This is a genomic window from Nisaea acidiphila (assembly GCF_024662015.1).
Classification (GTDB): domain Bacteria; phylum Pseudomonadota; class Alphaproteobacteria; order Thalassobaculales; family Thalassobaculaceae; genus Nisaea; species Nisaea acidiphila.
The window spans coordinates 4,226,907-4,242,597 of record NZ_CP102480.1 but is presented as its reverse complement, the minus strand read 5'-3'; the positions used below and the strand labels follow the sequence as shown (position 1 = coordinate 4,242,597).

Sequence of the window (15,691 nt, the reverse complement as noted above, 5' to 3'; positions counted from 1 at the left end):
ACATGGAACTCAGCAAGTTGCTGCTGCGGGCCGGGGCGATCGCCTTGACCGCGGCGATTCCGCTGGCGGCGCCCGCCAAGGCGGAAACCTCGATCGGCGTGCTGCGCACGATCGATACCGACCGCTACGACCCGCACACCTCGACCTCGCGCGCGACGGCCGAGGTCATGTTCATGATGGGCGATACACTGGTGGCGCTCGGACCGGACATGAAGACGATCCATCCTCTGCTCGCCAAATCCTGGACCGTGTCCGAAGACGGCAAGCTCTATACCTTCAAGCTGCGCGACGACGTCACCTTCTGCAGCGGCAAGAAGCTCACCGCAAAGGATGTGAAAGCGACGATCGACCGGTGGATTGCGCACCCGAAAGGTGTCGTGAAGAACCGCATGGGCGACGTGAAGGAAGTCCGCGCGGTCGACGACTACACCGTGGAATACGAGCTGAGCCAGCCCTATTCCGAGCTGCTCTACCAAATGACGCAGCACTTCCACACGATCCTCAATGTCGAGGACGTAGAGAAACTGGGCGACGATTTTGGCGTGAAGGGCTTCGACGGCTCGGGTCCCTACTGCTTCGACAGCTGGGAGCCGCGCAACCAGCTGGTGATGAAGAAGCACGAGGGCTACAACTGGGGCCCGGACTTCTACGCGAACCAGGGTCCGGCCAAGATCGACACGGTGACCTGGAAGATCGTTCCGGAAGAGAATAACCGGGTCGCCGGCATCCAGACCGGCCAGGGCGACGTGACTCAGTATCTGCCCTACTGGTCGATCGATCAGCTGCAGGCCAACCCGCAGATCTCGGTCACCTCGCCGCCGTTCTATTTCTGGACCTACTATGTCGGCTTCAAGATCACCCGCGACATCGTGGACGATCTCGCGGTCCGCAAGGCGCTGAACCTGGCGGTCGACCAGAAGGCGCTGGCCGAGGGTCCGTTCTTCGGCAAGGCCGAAGCGGCCTACGCCTATACCCATTCTGGCACGCTCGACTACGCCGCCGACCAGGTCGACGAGAGCCTGTTCGGTTTCGACCCGGAGAAAGCGGGCGCGATCCTCGATCAAGCCGGCTGGGCGATGGGCGATGACGGGTTCCGCCACAAGGACGGCAAAAAGCTCGAACTGGTGGCCTACAGCTTCGCCAATATCTGGCGCCAGGTGATGGAGGCGATCCAGGGCGATTTCCGCAAAATCGGTGTCGACCTGAAAGTCGAGGTCTTCGATGCGACGGTCATCTGGGGCAAGCTGAAGACTCAGGACTTCGATCTCTACACCATGAGCTATCCTTACGTTTCCGCCGGCGATGCGCTCAATCTCTACTTCCCGTCCGGCAACATGCCGACGCCGAACCGGATGAACTGGGACGACAAGGAAACGGATCAGTGGCTGCTTGAAGGCCGGGGTGCGCTCACCGACGCGGACCGGGCCGCCGCCTATGCCAAGATCCAGAAGAAGGTCCATGACGCCGTGGTCTGGATCCCGGTCGTGCACGAGCCGATGTTCGTCGCAGCCGGCCCGCGTCTGAAGCCGGTCGAGGCCCACGGCATCTATGGCGCCGGTCTCTACAAGGGGCTCAGCCTCGAGCTGAAGTAAGCGCCGGCACAGAAACATTTTACGAGCGGAGCGGGCCCCGGCCCGCTCCGTTTGCTTTTGGAACTCCGGTATTGTTCCAAGAAATTATTCATGCATAATGCATTCATGAATACAAAACTCCTTGCCAACCATCTTGGAGCCCTTGCAACAGCCCTCGGCGACCGGGTGAGCGCCCGGGTTCCGGGCTCGGAGAGTTCCCGTGCCCTGCTCGCGACGCTCGCGCACTGGGAGCCGGTATCGGCGACGGACCTCGCGCGGATCGTCGGCCTGTCGCAGCCTGCCGCGACCCGCGCACTGGAAAAGCTCCGCGCCGAGGGTCTTGTGGACTGGCCGGCAAGCGGGCGGACCCGCCCGGTCAACCTCACGCCACACGGGCGGGAAATCGCCGCGGCACAAGAACAGGCGCGCTACGATGTTCTGAGCGACGCGATCAGTGCATTGAGTGACAACGAGCAGGAGGTCCTCGAAACCGCCCTGATAAACATGCTGGCTCGTCTGACCGAGAGCCCCGCCGCCGCCCGGCACCTCTGCCGCTTCTGCGACCATGGGCTCTGCGACGGACCGGCCTGCCCCGTGGGAACGCGGGCCCGAGCTCTTGCGGGCACCGAACGAGAGGCAGGAGCCCCATGATCCTCGACAACGGCGAACTCTCACCGAAAATCGATGCCACCGCCCGTATCGCCCCCAACGCCGTCGTCAGCGGCGATGTGACGATCGGACCGCGCGTATCCGTAGGCTTCGGCGCGGTCATCGTCGCCGAGAGCGGCCCCGTCAAGATCGGCGGCAACACCGTCATCATGGAGAACACCGTGCTCCGCGGCGTCCGGAGCAGCCCGCTGACGATCGCGGACAACGTCCTGGTGGGACCGCGGGCCTATTTGAGCGGTTGCCGGATCGGCCCCGAGGTTTTCCTAGCCACCGGCGCAAGCGTCTTCAACGGCGCGGAGATCTCGAAAAGATGCGAGGTACGGATCAACGGCACGGTCCATATTCGCACGCGGCTTCCGGCCGGATCGACCGTCCCGATCGGCTGGGTTGCCGTGGGCGACCCGGCAAAAATCCTGCCGCCGGACCGGCATGACGAGATCTGGGACGTGCAGAAGGACCTCGATTTCCCTGGCTTCGTGTTCGGCGTCGGGCGCCCGGAAAACGGCCAGTCGATCATGCCGGAGGTGATGCCGCGCTATGCCGCCAGCCTGCGCAGGCGCCACGCTGCGGATACCGGGAAAGGAAAGCGGCGAAACGGGCCTATAAAGGAATAACTGCCCCATGAAACTTCTGGGACAACCAAACTCCATCAATGTTCGCAAAGTGCTCTGGACCTGCGCTGAGCTTGGGCTTGCCCCCGAGATTGAGACATGGGGCGGAGATCGAGGATCTACGCACGATCAGGAATTCCTCACGATCAATCCCAAGGGACTTGTTCCCGTGCTCCTCGACGGCGACCTGACCCTTTCAGAGTCGAACACGATCTGCCGCTATCTCGCAACTCGGGAAAATCGCGCCGGCCTGCTTCCTGCCGATCCAGAGAAACGGGCGCTGGTCGAGAGCTGGATGGACTGGCAGGCGGCTGAACTGAACGGCGCCTGGAAGGCCGCTTTCATGGGCTTAGTACGGAAGGACCCGAACTTCTCGGACTCAGAAATACAGCTGGCGAGCGTCCGCACCTGGAACGCTCAGATGGCACTTTTGGAAGAACATCTCGCCTCCCACGATCCATATATATGCGGCGCCAACCTTACACTCGCCGATATCGTCCTCGCCCTTTCGACCAATCGCTGGGAAATGACGCCCATGGAAAAACCCATTCTTCCGAACATAGCGAACTGGATGGAGCGGCTGTCGAAGCGGCCTGGGTTTCGCGCGCATTGCCGAAACGGGGTACCATAGGAAAAGCGCGGTGCGTGAGCCCGGAAGCCTTCCGAGACTTACGGTTTCTACGGTACCAATTTTTAGACGGAACTCATCCTTGAACTGAAACTGTCTCTCCTCCTCGACCTCCATGGAAAGGCCGAGCAGTTCTGGCCTGCTCTGCTATTTTCTGTGCGTGGCGCCTCGCCATATTGACCACCACCGCAGGCTGCGATAAGCCTAGGAGCACGCGCATAACTCGCTGATTTTACGGTATTTTTGAAATGAAACTGAATATCGGCTGCGGCTTCCGCAAGATGGACGGCTATACGAACGTCGATTTTTTCAAGGAATGCGACCCGGACATCCTCTTGAACCTCGAAGAGACGCCCTGGCCTTTCGAAACCGGTTCGATCTCCGAAGTGGCTGCGATCCATGTTCTTGAGCACCTGGGCGAGCAACGGTCGGTGTTTTTCAACATCATCAAGGAAATCTACCGCGTGCTGAAACATGACGGTCTCTTCCGGGTCTCAGTGCCGCACTACATGCATCGCAGCTATTACTCGGATCCGACACATGTCCGGACCTTTACCTCCGGCACCTTCGAGATGCTGAGCAAGGAGCAGAACCGGGACTGGGCCCGGCGGAACGTGAACGTGACAATGCTGGCGCTCATGCTCGATGTCGATTTCGAGACCGTCGAGGTCAATTACGGCTTCGATCCCGTCTGGAACGAAAAGCTGCGCAAAGGCGAAATCTCGCAGGAGAAGCTTCGGGAGATCGCGACGCAGCAATGGGGCGTGATCCAGGAACTCAATATCCTGATGAAGGCCCGGAAGGCCGACATCGAGACCAACGGCAAGGAGGTATAGGCGGCCCTGCGCGATCCTGCCTGGGTCAGTCCGCCGCGTCGGCCAATGCGGCCTTAGAACCGCGCATGCCGAGCCAGTCGAGCGTCGCCCGGCCCCAGCGGTCGATATCCTCGAAGAACAGCTCGAAGCCCTTCAGATGCGCTTCCTTGGGCTGGGCGCCCGGAAGCTCCATCCGATGCGCCGCGCCAGCCGTCCAGCGCTGGATCATCTCCAGCGTGATCTCCGGGTGGAACTGAATACCGAGCGCATTTTCGCCGTAAAGGTAAGCCTGGTTCGGAAAGCGGGTACCCTCGGCCAGCAGCCGCGCGCCGTCCGGAATGTCGAACCCTTCCTTGTGCCACTGGTAGAAGTGATCCGACTGCTCGAAGAAAGGCCGGCCCTGCTCTGTCGGATGGATCTTCGTGTAACCGACCTCGACATGCCCCTCGTCATGCAGATAGACCTTGGCGCCAAGCGCCCGGGCCAGGATCTGGCCGCCGAGGCAGATGCCGAAATAGGGCTTCTTCTCGCGCAGCACGACCTCCATGAAGTCGAGCTCGGCGCGGATGCCGTCCATATGGCAGTCGTTGGCGCTCATCGGACCGCCGAACACTACCACGCCCTCGTGATCGTCCAGATGGTCCGGCAGCTCATGCCCGATGCAGGGACAGCGTTTGTCGAGCTCATAGCCGCGCTCCTCCAGGAGCACGCCGACATGCCCCGGTGTGGAGGTCTTCTGGTGCAGGACGATGAGGACTTTAGGTTTCACGATGTTCGGTTCGGGTCTTTTCCAGCAGAAACTCGCGGCCGACCTTAACACGTTCCTCGCCGCCATAGTTGACGATATCCGCGGTCGCGTAGGTCTCGCTCCATTTCTCAGGGAGATAGGAACCCGTGCCGATAACGTCAATCGGCGCATTGGCGAGCGCCATGACACGGCACTTCTCCGGCGAGAAACCACTTGAGGCGACAATCTTCACCGCCTTGAAACCGTCCCGGTCGAGCCGCTCGCGCATATGCCAGATCGCTGCCGCCGACACGCCGGTGCCGATCAGGTAGCGCAGCTCGTTGTCGGTCCGGTAACCGCGGATCGCCTGCGGGGCGTTCCGGTCCAGCACCTGGTAGGACATGCCGATATCCATGCCCTCGACATAGCGCCCGCCATGGGTGTCGAGGCGCACCGCGACCCGGCCCTCGGCGGCGAGTTCCGGATAGCGGCGGCAAACCGCCAGCGCATCGGTGAATTCCTGGCCGAAATAATCGACCAGAACCGTCAGGTTCTCTTCCGGATGGGTCTCGTGGAACATCTCGGCCGCACGCACCGTGGAGCCCGCATAGCCGATCAGGGCGTGCGGCATGGTGCCGTAGCCCCGATCCTTGTCGAAGAAATGGGCGGTCTCATCCGAAGCGTTGCCGATAAAACCGACGGCTCCCAGCTTGCGCTGCGCCTTCGCGGAGCCGACGCTGGCGCCATAGGCCATCATCTCTGCCATCTCGGTACCGGCGCAGTGCCGCGCATCCATGGCGAGGAAGGCGGTCTTCTGCATTTCCGCGCACATCACATAGGCGTTGTAGGCGGCAACGCAGCAGGCCCCGAGCTTCTGCAGGAACTGGGTCTCAAGATCGATCAGGTGATAGAGCGAACCGGAGACATACATGATCGGCTCGCCGGCGCCGACCCAGGAGCCTTCCTTCTGCTTCAGATCGATCCGGATCTCGACGCCGCGGGCCTTCGCCATGCGCTCCAGCCATTGCATCGCCAGCCGCGGCGCGGAGGTGACCGGACGCCGCATGAAGACGGCATAGGTCACATCCACGTCGCCGAACTTGGCGACCACTTCCTTGGTCCGCAGAAAGTACTTGTCGACGAAGCGCGGCAGCTCGGATTCCGCCGGATGAACCACCGTGCGCGGCGTCTCGTCCGGCGTCAGAGCCGCAATCCCGTCAGAGCCGTCCATGAGCTCTATCCCTAACTTCAGATCCCGGTCAGGAGGCCGCCGCCAAAGAGCCGGCCGCGTCGCTGGCCCTGCTCTTCTTCATCATGTCAGCGATCAGGAAAGCAAGCTCCAACGATTGGCTCGCATTCAGACGCGGGTCGCAGTGGGTGTGATAGCGGTCCGCGAGCGCCTCGTCGGTGATCGCCTGGGCGCCCCCGATGCACTCGGTCACATCCTGGCCGGTGAGCTCGAAATGCACGCCGCCGGCATGGGTACCTTCGGCCTGATGCACTTCGAAGAACTCCTTTACCTCGGAAAGAATACGGTCGAACGGCCGGGTCTTGTAGCCGCTGGAGGCTTTCACCGTGTTGCCATGCATCGGATCGCAGGACCAGACGACGTTCTTGCCTTCCTTCTCCACCGCGCGGATGAAGCGCGGCAGGTGCTTGTCCACCTCGCCCGCGCCGACGCGTACGATCAGGGTCAGCCGGCCGGCTTCGTTCTGCGGGTTGAGGATGTCGATCAGCCGCAGCATGTCGTCGGTGTCGAGGCTCGGGCCGCATTTCATACCGATCGGATTCTGGATCCCGCGCAAGTATTCGATATGCGCGCCGTCCGCCTGGCGGGTGCGGTCGCCAACCCAGAGCATATGCGCCGAGGTGCTGTACCATCCGCCCTGGCCCGTGATGGTGTCCTTGCGGGTCATCGCCTGCTCGTAGCCGAGCAGCAGGGCCTCGTGACTGGTATAGAACTCGGTCTCCCGGAGCTGCTGGTTGTTCTCCGGCGTGATGCCGCAGGCGCGCATGAATTCGAGCGCCTCGTCGATACGCTGCACCAGGTTTTCGAAACGCTCTCCCTGCGGCGATTTCTCGACGAAGCCGAGAGTCCAGCGATGGATCTGCTCCAGATTGGCGAAGCCGCCCTGGGCGAAAGCGCGCAGCAGGTTCAGGGTCGAGGCCGACTGGTTGTAGACCTTGAGCAGCCGGTCGGGATCGGGAACGCGCGAGCCCTCTTCGAACTCGATCGCGTTCACCATGTCGCCGCGATAGCTCGGCAGCTCGACGCCGCCGATCGTTTCCGTATCGGAAGAACGCGGCTTGGCGAACTGACCGGCAAGACGGCCGACCTTCACGATCGGCACGGCCGCGCCGAAAGTCAGCACCACGGCCATCTGCAGCAGCACGCGGAAAGTGTCGCGAATGTTGTTCGGGGAGAATTCGGCAAAGCTCTCGGCGCAGTCGCCGCCCTGCAGCAGGAAGGCCTCGCCGTCGGCGACCTTGCCGAGCGACGCTTTCAGGCGCTGCGCCTCACCTGCAAAAACGAGTGTCGGATAGCCGCTCAGTTCCTTCTCCACCGCCGCCAGACGCGCCGCGTCCGGATAGGAGGGGACCTGCTTGATCGGTTTGCCGCGCCAGCTATCGGGGCTCCAGGTGCCGGCCATCGTTCTTCTCCCTTGAGATACCGGATGCCCGAACCGGCCGTGCTCCGATTCGGGGACCGGCATTATTAACAGCGGTTATCCACGATGGCCAGCGCCGCGAGCCATGCCTTGCGGCCTATTCCGCGGCCTGGCGCTCTTCCGGATCAGGGCGCTTGGTGCGCATGGTGACGAACTCCTCCGCCGCCGTCGGATGGATCCCGATGGTGGCGTCGAACTCGGCCTTGGTCGCGCCTGCCTTGATGGCGATGCCAATGCCCTGGATGATCTCTGGCGCGTCGAGCCCGACCATATGGGCGCCGACCACGCGGTCGGAGGCCCGGTCGACGATCAGCTTCTGCATGCCGCGCTCCGGATTGTCGGTCAGCGTGTATTTCATCGGCCGGAATCCGGCGACATAGACGTCGACGGCGCCGTAGGTCTCGCGCGCCTCGGCTTCCGTCAGGCCTACCGTTCCGACCGGGGGCTGGCTGAAGACGGCGCTCGGCACGTCGCTGTGGTCCGCCTGGCGCGGATTGTTGTTGAACTGGGTCTCGGCGAAGGAATGGCCCTCGGCAATGGCGACCGGCGTCAGGTTGATCCGGTCGGTCACGTCTCCGACCGCGTAGATGCTCGGCACCGAGGTCTGCGACCACTCGTTCACCACGACGGCGCCCTTGCGGTCCAGCTCGACGCCGGCTTCCGCGAGGCCGAGCCCCTTGGTGTTCGGATGCCGGCCGGTCGCGTACATTACCTTGTCCGCCTCGATCACCGAGCCGTCGTTCATGTGCACCCTGTAGGCCGTGCCGGCCTTCTCGATCCGGTCCGGCAGGATGCCCGGATGGAGATGCATGCCTTTCTTGGACATCTCCTGGGTCAGGGTGTCGCGCACCTCCTCGTCGAAGCCGCGCAGCACCTTGTCGGCGCGGTAGACCAGATGGGTCTCCGAGCCGAAGGCATTGAAGATCCCGGCGAACTCGACGGCGATGAAGCCGGAGCCGACGATGACGATGCGCTCCGGGCGCTCCGGCAGTTCCAGCGCCTCGTTCGAGGTGATCGCGTGCTCCGCGCCCTCGACCTCGGGAATGCTCGGCCAGCCGCCCACCGCGATCAGGATCTTCTCCGCCGTGTAGCGCTTGTCGCCGACCGCGACCGTATGGGCGTCCACCACCGTGCCGCGCCCGTTGATCCGCGTGACCCCGGCATTCTCCAGCAGGCCGACATAGATCCCGTGCAGCCGGTCGAGTTCCTTTTCCTTGGCGGCGATCATCTTCGGCCAGTCATGCGCGAGGTTCCCCGCCGACCAGCCGTAGCCCGCGCCGTCTTCCATGTCGTGACCGAAATGGGAGCCGTAGACGAAGAGCTTCTTCGGCACGCAGCCGCGCAGCACGCAGGTCCCGCCCTCGCGCACTTCCTCGACCACGGCGACCTTTGCCCCGAAGGAGGATGCGAGACGACTGGCGCGCACGCCGCCGGAGCCGGCGCCAATGGTGATGAGGTCGAAATCGTAGTCGGACACGGGATCGCTCCAGGTTCGGGATGTTCACGTCGAAATTTTACTCGACCGATCAGATAGGAAATCCATTGATGCCTGTCAGGCAGGAGACAGTCAACGGATCGGGCCCTAACGCCGCCTTGCGCTCCTACGTGCGATGCTGCGGCCAAATGCCCGATCACCTGCCCTTGCTCCCATTGGCGGGAGGGCTAAGCTCTGGCCGCACACGGACTTGAAAGGTTTTCCGCATGAGTGCTGTCACCCGCCGCGATCTGCTGATCGGCTCCGCCGCCCTCGCCGGCGCCTCGGGACTGACCGCCCTTGCCGCGCACCGGGTCTTTGCCGCCGTCGACGACAAGCTCTCGATCAGCCGCCTGACGCACGAGATTGTGAAAGGCAAGCCGACCGTGGAGATGATGAGTTTCGCCGCCGACGGCCCGCCGCCGGTAATCCGCATGCGCCAGGGCGAGCGTTTCGCCATCGAGGTCGCGAACCGGCTCGGCGAGGACACGACCGTGCACTGGCATGGGCTGCGGATCGACAACGCGATGGACGGGGTGCCGTACCTGACGCAGGCGCCGATCAGAGACGGTACCAGTTTCCGCTACAGCTTCACCCCGCCGGACGCGGGCACCTTCTGGTATCACCCGCATTGCAACACGCTGGAACAGATGGCCCGCGGCATGACCGGAATGCTGGTGGTCGAGGATGCGGAGGATCCGGGCTTCGACAGCGATCTGCCGCTCAACATCCGCGACTTCCGGATCGGCAGCGAAGGCCAGTTCCTCGAATTCTACAAGGCCCGCAATACCGCACGCGGCGGAACGCTCGGCACGGTGAACACCGTCAACTGGCAAATCGACCCAGTCTACAACGTCGAGGCCGGAACGCTCGTGCGCCTACGCATGGCGGTGACCGACCTGACCCGGATCGGGCAATATAGCGTGAAGGGCGGAGAGGCGAGATTGATCGCGCTAGACTCCCACGGCCTCCCCGCACCAGTCGCTCCCGAGCGCATCGAGATGGCACCCGGACAGCGCGCGGACATCGCGCTGCGCGTGCCTGACCACGAGGGCGAGGAGGTCGAACTGATCCTCGAGCGACCTACGACCCCGGTCCGCCTTGCCCGTTTCCGCGCGACCGGCGCGAGCGCGAGACGGCAGCTCGCCGAGCTGAAGCCGCTTGCCCCAAACCCGGTCGCCGAGCCCGATCTCGCCAATGCCGAGTTGCAGGAATATGTCTTCGGCTGGTCGCCCGGCGGCGATGCCCCGGCGAACCCGATCTGCGGCAGCCTCGGCTATCTTTTCTGGTCTATCAACCGGATCGCTTGGCAAGGCGATTTCCCCGATCCCCTCGCCCCGCTCGGCGTGATGAAACAGGGCAGGAGCTACATCCTCCGCCTACGCAACGAGACGCCGTATGACCACCCGATCCACCTGCACGGCCTGACTTTCCGCCTGCTCCGCTCTAACAAGCGCGAGATCGCGCCGCTCTGGACCGACACGGCTCTGCTGCGGGCCGAGGAGACCATGGAAGTCGGTCTCGTCGCCGACAACCCGGGCGACTGGGCCTTCCATTGCCACGTCATCGAGCACCAGAAGACCGGCCTGGCAGGGTTCCTGAGGGTGGATGCCTAAAAAAAGAAAAGGCGGCCGAAGCCGCCGTTTTCCTTGCGGGTTCGCTATTTGGGTCAGCCGTTCAGACCGCCCATCAGCATGTATTTGATCTCCAGATAGTCATCGAGGCCGTATTTCGAGCCTTCGCGGCCGAGGCCGCTCTCCTTCACGCCGCCGAACGGTGCCAGTTCGGAGGAGAGGATGCCCTCGTTGATCGCGACCATGCCGTATTCCAGCGCTTCGGCGACACGCCAGACGCGGCCGAGGTCGCGGGCATAGAAGTAGGAGGCGAGGCCGAACTCGGTATCGTTCGCCATCTCGATCACCTCCTCTTCCGTCTTGAAGCGGAAGAGCGGGGCGACAGGGCCGAAGGTCTCCTCACGGAAGATCACCATGTCGCGGGTGGCGCCGGTCAGCACGGTCGGCTCGTAGAACAGTGCACCTATATTGCTGCGCGAGCCGCCGGTGGCCACCTTGGCGCCCTTGGCGACGGCGTCCTGCACATGCTCCTCGACCTTGTCGACGGCGGCGGCCTCGACCAGCGGCCCCATGATGACGCCGTCCTCGAAGCCGTTGCCCAGCTTCATCGACGCGGCGGCCTCGGCGAAGCGTTTCGAGAACTCGTCATAGATGCCGTCCTGCACGAAGATCCGGTTGGCGCAGACGCAGGTCTGCCCGGCATTGCGGTATTTGGAGGCAATGGCGCCCTTCACCGCTTCCTCGATATTGGCGTCATCGAAGATGATCAGCGGCGCGTTGCCGCCGAGTTCCATCGAGACCTTCTTCACCGTCGATGCGGCCTGCGCGATCAGCTTCTTGCCGACCTCGGTCGAGCCGGTGAAGGTGATCTTGCGGACGATCGGGCTGTGGGTCAGCTCGTTGCCGATGGCCGACGAGCTCGCACCGCAGACGACGTTGAAGACGCCTTTCGGAATGCCCGCACGCTCGGCCAGTTCGGCAATGGCGAGGGCCGAGAACGGCGTCATCTTCGCCGGCTTGGAAACGAAGGTGCAGCCCGCGGCGAGCGCCGGGGCGGCCTTGCGGGTGATCATCGCGTTCGGGAAGTTCCAGGGCGTGATCGAGCCGACGACGCCGACCGGCTGCTTGATGACGACGATCCGCTTGTCCGCCGCCATTCCCGGAATAACGTCGCCGTTGATGCGTTTGGCCTCCTCGGCATAGTACTCGATATAGGAGGCGCCATAGGCGATCTCGCCCATCGCCTCGGCGAGCGGCTTGCCCTGCTCGGCGGTCATGATGGCGGCGAGGTCTTTCTGGTTCGCCATCATCAGATCGAACCATTTGCGCAGGATCGCGGAACGCTCTTTCGCGGTCTTGGCGCGCCAGGCCGGCCAGGCCGCGTTCGCCGCCTTGATCGCGCGGCGCGTCTCGTCGCCGCCCATGTCCGGAATGGTGCCGACGACATCGCCGGTCGCCGGGTCGGTCACATCGACTGTCTTACCGCTATCGGCATCAACCCAGGCACCGTCGATATAGCACTGCTCGCGGAACAGCGACGGGTCGGCAAGTTTGCTTCTGATATCCATTGGGAGGCTCCTTCCCTCTTATTGCGGCGGCGTCCTGGTGCGGGCCACGCCGGTAGGTCAAATCTGTCCTGCGCCGCATTCAGCGCTGCAGGAGAATAGCTAACTCATTCCGAAACATGGGGGTTCTCCCCACGCTCTCAAGCGACGATTTCGCGGCTCGCGGTCGTTGCGCCTGCCAGCTGAACGCTTCCGAGGCGTCCGAGTTCCGGAAGCGGGCGGGTGATACCGGCAAGCCGCATCATGTGCCAGGCGAGCACCTGGTTGCTGCAGAGAAACGGCCTTCCGGTGCGCCGCTCTGCCTCGAGAACAACGCCGGCCGCCCGCAGGTTGGTGCATGAGGCGAACACCGCCTCGACGGCCGGATTGCCCGCGACCTCCTCTGCGCCCGCCACGATCGCCCCGAGCGCGATACGTGCGACGACGCGCTCCTCCTCCTGTCCGAAGACAGTGGTCTCGACGAACGGCACGCCGCTCTTCGACATCTCAGCCTCCAGCGCGTCGGTGACGGAGCGGACATAGGGACTGACCAGCCCGAGCCGGGCGACGCCGAGCGCCGCCGCGGCGGCCTTCAGCGCGGAAAGAGGATTGGTGACCGCGGCACTCGGGTGAACCGAGCGGACCAGCTCCTCGACCCGCGCTTCCCCGAGCACGGTCGAGGCCGAGGTGCAGCCATAGCCGATCACGTCGAGCGGCGTGTCCTCCGGCAGCAGGGCCGCCGCGCCCGGAATACGCGCTTCCATCTGGCGCAACGTCTCAGGGGTAACGTTGGGCGCGCTTTCGATCCGGGTGTGATAGAGCGCGATCGAAGGATCCACGGCGAGATGACGGAAATCCTGCTCGATCGTCTCGTCGGTTTTGAGGACGATCAGGCCGAGACGATGACGCCACGGAAGGTCCGCATCGATCTCAAGCTCCCGCATCGGAGTCTCCTTGAAACTGCATGGGCGCCGCAGAATGGCCCCTCGCCGTCGCCCCGATCAATAGGCGATACGGGAACGGGTTTCTGTGCCTCAGCGCACAACCGGGATTTCGCCGGGAGCGCGCCGCGTCAGCAATTCGGCGCCATCCGCGCGGATTACGATATTCTCCTCGTGCACCATCATTTTGCCCGGCGCGTATTCCAGCCCCGGTTCAAGCGTCATGACCATGCCGGGGACGAGCTCCGTCTTGTCGTCCGCGGTGATCGACGGCCACTCGGTCAGCACCGTGCCAAGCCCGTGACCGATCCGCCCGACATTGCCGGCTGCGGCGCCGTCGGAAGAGAGCACGTCCGCCATCGCGCGGAAAAGATCGGCACAGGTCGCGCCCGGCCGCGCGGCGGCGAGCCCCGCCTCCGTCGCGGCATAGACGGTCCGGTACGCGGCGGCCACCGCCTCGGACGGCGCACCGATCGCGTAGTTGCGGTCGAAATCGCAGAAATAGCCGTCGAGCAGCGTGCCGGTATCGAGGATCAGCACGTCGCCGTCCCGGACTTTCCGCTCTGAAGGCGGCGAGATGATGTCGCCGTAGCCACCCGACCCGGCGCCGCCGACAAGGTAGGAAACATCGTCCGCACCCGCCTCGAGACAGGCGATCTTGAAGCGGCGGAAGATCTCCTGCTCGCTCATGCCGGGAGCGAGCCAGCCGAACCAGTCTTCGAACACGCCGCTGACCAGATCGCAGGCCGCCGCGATCTTCGCTATCTCCGCCTCCGACTTGACGATCCTGAGCGCCCGCACGATGCCCGCATCGTCGCGGAAGGTCGCGTCGGGAAGCATCGCGCGAAGCCGGTCGTACTCGGCGAGCGGCAGGCGGAGATGGGTCTCGGGACCGGAGGGAAGACCGATCCGCGCCGTCTCTCCCGCCAGTTCGCGGACAGTCTCCGCCAGTAGCGAGAGCCCCTCGTCCTCCGGGTTCGGCGAGGACCAGGTGCGAATATCCTCGATCCAGGTGCGCGCCATCGCCGGCGCGCCGATACCGGGGATCACCGCGACCGGCTTGCCTTTCGCGGGCACAAGGAGAAACCAGGGACGGGTCGGGCTCTGCCAGAACTGGGTCAGGAAACCGCTGAAATAGCGCACGTCCGGCTCGGTGGTGAGCAGCAACAGGTCCAGCCCCGCCGCCGCCATCCTCCGCTGCGCGTTTTCCAGCCGCGCCTCGAACTCGGCCGCCGGAAAGCCGCGCGAGATCGTCATGCCGCGAGATCGCCGACGATGGACCTGTAGATCTCGGGATCGGTCGCGCCCTCGCTGCCGATCAGCAGCACCCGGCTCTCGGGACCGAGGCCGATCCGTTCCTTCAGCACCGGATGGGCGCAGACCGCGAGCAGCCCCAGGAGCCCGGCGACGCCGGACTCACCGCCGGTGATCTTCGCACCGGCTTCGCCCGAGGCGAGCAGCCGCATGGCCGGGCCGACGCCCTCCTCGCCCACGGTGACGTAGTCGGTGCAGCCGGCCGAAAGGATCGGCCAGGCGACCAGCGACATCTCCCCGCAAGAGAGACCCGCCATCAGGGTTTCCTCGTGGATCGGCACGATCGCCGGCTTGTCCTGCCGCGCACTCTCGATGGCGCAGGCGGCGAGATCCGGCTCGACAACGATCGAACGCGGCGCGTCCGCTCCGAGCTTCTGCCAGAGCCGCGCCACCATGGCGGCCGCGAAACCGCCGACGCCGGCCTGCACGAACATATGGGTCGGCGGTGCATCGGCCTGCGCAAGCACCTCGCTCGCCATCACCGTATAGCCCGCCATCACGTCGCGGGGGATCTCCAGGTAGCCGGGCCAGGAGGCGTCGGAGACCACGAACCAGCCGTTCGCCTCGGCCTCGCGCTCGCTGACCTTGAGAGACATGTCGTAATCGCCGTCGATGCGCCGCACCTCGGCGCCGAAGCCCTCCATCGCCGCCTTGCGGCCCTCGCTCACCTCGGCATGGATGAAGATGACGCAGCGGCAGCCCGCCATCTCAGCGCCCCAGGAGACCGAGCGCCCGTGATTGCCGTCGGTCGCGCAGGTGACGGTGAGATCCTTGAGCGCTTCCGCGAACTTGCCGCCACGGATATCGGCCAGCGCGGCCTCGCCATGGCCGTTCTCGGCCAGCCATTTGCGCGCCAGCAGCATCACCGCATAGGCCCCGCCCAGCGCCTTGAAACTGCCGAGCCCGAAGCGCGGCCCCTCGTCCTTGTAGAGCACGGCTCCGAGACCGAGATGCGCCGCGAGCGCATCGAGGGACTCGAGCGGCGTCGGCGCGTAGCCCGGCCAGGAGGAAATCTCGGCCAGCGCGTCGTCCGCCATGGAGACCGGAAAATCCGCCTCCAGGCTCTCCGGCCAGGCGCCTCCGGCCGCCGCATGCGCGGCATGCTGGCGCAGCAGCTCCGGCGCCGTCAGTTCCCGTTCGATATTCACCTGGCG

At 64.4% G+C, this 15,691-nt stretch carries 14 protein-coding genes; 6 read left to right on the top strand and 8 right to left on the bottom strand.

Features of this window, described 5'->3' with window-relative positions; all coding sequences use genetic code 11:
- Window positions 1-2: 2 nt before the first annotated feature.
- From NUH88_RS19810 to NUH88_RS19790, 5 genes are all read left to right on the top strand, one after another.
- Entirely contained in the window at window positions 3-1,592 is a 1,590-nt protein-coding gene (locus tag NUH88_RS19810; protein WP_257768405.1) for an ABC transporter substrate-binding protein, read from the top strand.
- Window positions 1,593-1,697: 105 nt separating this feature from the next.
- Window positions 1,698-2,222, top strand: a complete 525-nt coding sequence (locus NUH88_RS19805; protein ID WP_257768403.1) for a MarR family winged helix-turn-helix transcriptional regulator — start codon at window positions 1,698-1,700, stop codon at window positions 2,220-2,222.
- Window positions 2,219-2,854, top strand: a complete 636-nt coding sequence (locus tag NUH88_RS19800; RefSeq protein WP_257768401.1) for a gamma carbonic anhydrase family protein — start codon at window positions 2,219-2,221, stop codon at window positions 2,852-2,854. The genes NUH88_RS19805 and NUH88_RS19800 overlap by 4 nt, the downstream gene beginning before the upstream one ends.
- 7 nt (window positions 2,855-2,861) lie before the next feature.
- Entirely contained in the window at window positions 2,862-3,482 is a 621-nt protein-coding gene (locus NUH88_RS19795) for a glutathione S-transferase family protein (protein ID WP_257768400.1), read from the top strand.
- Window positions 3,483-3,727: 245 nt separating this feature from the next.
- Complete coding sequence (locus tag NUH88_RS19790; protein WP_257768399.1) at window positions 3,728-4,315, top strand: class I SAM-dependent methyltransferase; 588 nt, start codon at window positions 3,728-3,730, stop codon at window positions 4,313-4,315.
- A 25-nt stretch (window positions 4,316-4,340) separates the two neighbouring features.
- Here the strand turns inward: NUH88_RS19790 and NUH88_RS19785 are convergent, their stop codons facing one another.
- The 4 genes from NUH88_RS19785 to gor all read right to left on the bottom strand — a co-directional run bounded on the left by NUH88_RS19785 (window position 4,341) and on the right by gor (window position 9,167).
- Window positions 4,341-5,063: a glutamine amidotransferase-related protein gene (locus NUH88_RS19785; protein WP_257768398.1), complete on the bottom strand. Its 723-nt coding sequence runs from the start codon at window positions 5,061-5,063 to the stop codon at window positions 4,341-4,343.
- Entirely contained in the window at window positions 5,053-6,252 is a 1,200-nt protein-coding gene (locus tag NUH88_RS19780; protein WP_257768397.1) for a nicotinate phosphoribosyltransferase, read from the bottom strand. The genes NUH88_RS19785 and NUH88_RS19780 overlap by 11 nt, the downstream gene beginning before the upstream one ends.
- A 28-nt stretch (window positions 6,253-6,280) precedes the next feature.
- A complete protein-coding gene (locus NUH88_RS19775) occupies window positions 6,281-7,672 on the bottom strand; it encodes a class II 3-deoxy-7-phosphoheptulonate synthase (protein ID WP_257768396.1) in 1,392 nt (463 codons plus the stop codon).
- A gap of 115 nt (window positions 7,673-7,787) precedes the next feature.
- A complete protein-coding gene (gene gor / locus NUH88_RS19770) occupies window positions 7,788-9,167 on the bottom strand; it encodes a glutathione-disulfide reductase (RefSeq protein ID WP_257768395.1) in 1,380 nt (459 codons plus the stop codon).
- Window positions 9,168-9,391: 224 nt separating this feature from the next.
- On the opposite strand from gor, the gene NUH88_RS19765 reads away from it, so the two are divergent.
- Window positions 9,392-10,780, top strand: coding sequence for a multicopper oxidase family protein (locus tag NUH88_RS19765; RefSeq protein WP_257768394.1), 1,389 nt, complete (start codon window positions 9,392-9,394; stop codon window positions 10,778-10,780).
- 53 nt (window positions 10,781-10,833) lie between these two features.
- On the opposite strand, the gene NUH88_RS19760 is transcribed toward NUH88_RS19765, so the two are convergent.
- From NUH88_RS19760 to NUH88_RS19745, 4 genes are all read right to left on the bottom strand, one after another.
- Complete coding sequence (locus NUH88_RS19760) at window positions 10,834-12,306, bottom strand: NAD-dependent succinate-semialdehyde dehydrogenase (protein ID WP_257768393.1); 1,473 nt, start codon at window positions 12,304-12,306, stop codon at window positions 10,834-10,836.
- Window positions 12,307-12,443: 137 nt separating this feature from the next.
- Window positions 12,444-13,226, bottom strand: a complete 783-nt coding sequence (locus NUH88_RS19755) for a maleate cis-trans isomerase family protein (RefSeq protein WP_257768392.1) — start codon at window positions 13,224-13,226, stop codon at window positions 12,444-12,446.
- A gap of 90 nt (window positions 13,227-13,316) precedes the next feature.
- Window positions 13,317-14,480: a M24 family metallopeptidase gene (locus NUH88_RS19750; protein ID WP_257768391.1), complete on the bottom strand. Its 1,164-nt coding sequence runs from the start codon at window positions 14,478-14,480 to the stop codon at window positions 13,317-13,319.
- Complete coding sequence (locus NUH88_RS19745; RefSeq protein ID WP_257768390.1) at window positions 14,477-15,685, bottom strand: diaminopropionate ammonia-lyase; 1,209 nt, start codon at window positions 15,683-15,685, stop codon at window positions 14,477-14,479. The genes NUH88_RS19750 and NUH88_RS19745 overlap by 4 nt, the downstream gene beginning before the upstream one ends.
- Window positions 15,686-15,691 lie beyond the last annotated feature (6 nt).